Annotated in this window: 2 protein-coding genes; both read right to left on the reverse strand. The window is 78.3% G+C overall.

Annotated elements, in window-relative coordinates; translation table 11 throughout:
* Positions 1-71 precede the first annotated feature (71 nt).
* The gene (locus tag CS2_RS18250) at positions 72-611 is read right to left on the reverse strand and encodes a flavin reductase family protein (RefSeq protein ID WP_070321022.1); all 540 of its coding nucleotides are present in this window, start codon (positions 609-611) and stop codon (positions 72-74) included.
* Positions 608-1,222 carry an NADPH-dependent FMN reductase gene (locus CS2_RS18255; RefSeq protein ID WP_082740361.1) on the reverse strand — a complete coding sequence of 205 codons (615 nt, stop codon included), beginning with the start codon at positions 1,220-1,222 and terminating at the stop codon, positions 608-610. Before CS2_RS18255 ends, CS2_RS18250 begins: the two co-directional genes overlap by 4 nt.
* Positions 1,223-1,435 lie beyond the last annotated feature (213 nt).

Genomic DNA, 1,435 nt, shown 5'->3' on the forward strand with positions numbered 1-1,435 from the left:
TGCGACTGGATCGACCTCTCGCGGGGTGGGGTGGGGACTGGATCGACCTCTCGCGGGGCGGTGGGGTGGGGTCAGGTCGGGGGGACGAGGCGGTGGTAGGCGCGGTCGCGGTAGACGAGGGGCTGCGCGTCGGTCACGCCGTGCGCGAGCGCGCGCAGCGACACCAGGTAGCTGTCGCCGACGGGCGTGCGCTGGACCACCCGCGCCCGCACCCACGCGAGCGCGCCGTCGACCACGGCCTCGCCCGTGGGCAGCGCGGTCCAGCCGCCGTCGGCGAACCGGTCGACGCCCGACGTCGCGAACCGCGTCGACACGTCCTCCTGGCCCTCGGCGAGGAACGACACCGCGACCGTCGACGCACGTGACAGGGCGGGCCAGGACGACGACCCGGACGCGAGCGAGAACGCGAGCAGCGGGGGAGCGGCCGACACCGAGATGACGGACGTCGCGGTGAAGCCGACGTGCGCGTCGCCGTCGCGGAGCGTCACGACGGCGACGCCCGCGGCGTGCCGACGGAACACCTGCTTGTACTCGTCGGCCGTGAGCGCGGGCTCGTCGTGGTCGGCCAGCGCGCGCTCGAGGTGGCGCAGGTCCGGCGTGCTGGTGCTCATCGCACGACCGCCGGCGCGGGGGTGGCCTGGCGGGTGGCCTGCGAGGCGGTCGGCGAGGCCGGCGTCGGCGCCTCGGACGCACCGGGTGCGCCGAGCGCCCGGCGCAGCGGCCGCTCGGCCCGTTCCCACCAGCGTGCGACCGCGGGGCCCAGGTCCGCGAGGTCGGCGTCCAGGACGCTGAGCGTGCGTGTCGGGACGGTCGCGCCGAGCTCGACGAGCACGGGCCGCAGGTGCACCTCGCCGACGAGCGTGTGCGCGGGCGTGGCCGAGACGACGAGCGGCACGGCGACGACGCCGGTGAGCGCGTCGGGCCCGTAGAGGTCGAGGAACGACTTGAGCAGCCCCGTGAACGACGCCTTGTAGACGGGGGTCGCGACGACGAGCACGTCAGCACCGGCGACGGTCGCGAGCGCGGCGTCGACGTCGGCCGGGCGGGGCTGCGCGTGCAGCCCGGGCGCGTGCGCGGCGAGGTCGACGACGGCGGGGTCGGCGCCCGCGCCGAGGTGGCCGGCGAGCGTGCGGGCGAGGGCGGTCGCGGCGCCGAGCGTGCGCGAGCCGGGGCGGGGGTTGCCGACGAGCGCGACGACGACGGCGGGGTGGGGTCGGGTCATGAGGGGTCTCCGGGAGCAGGGGGCCCGCGTGCGGGCGTCGTCGGCGTGACGACGCGACGGCGCGGGGAGGAGCGGACGGGAGGGGGCGCCGCGTGCGGGTGCCGCTGCGTGAGCGGGCTGCGGGGCACGCGGCCGGGCGAGGTGGGCCGGGCGCGTCGACATCGGCGCGCGGCGGCGCCGTGGGCGGTCACGCGACCGCCCGCGGGGCGCGTG

Source organism: Cellulomonas iranensis NBRC 101100 = JCM 18110 (genome assembly GCF_001552375.1).
In the GTDB taxonomy this organism is placed as follows: Bacteria; Actinomycetota; Actinomycetes; order Actinomycetales; family Cellulomonadaceae; genus Cellulomonas; species Cellulomonas iranensis.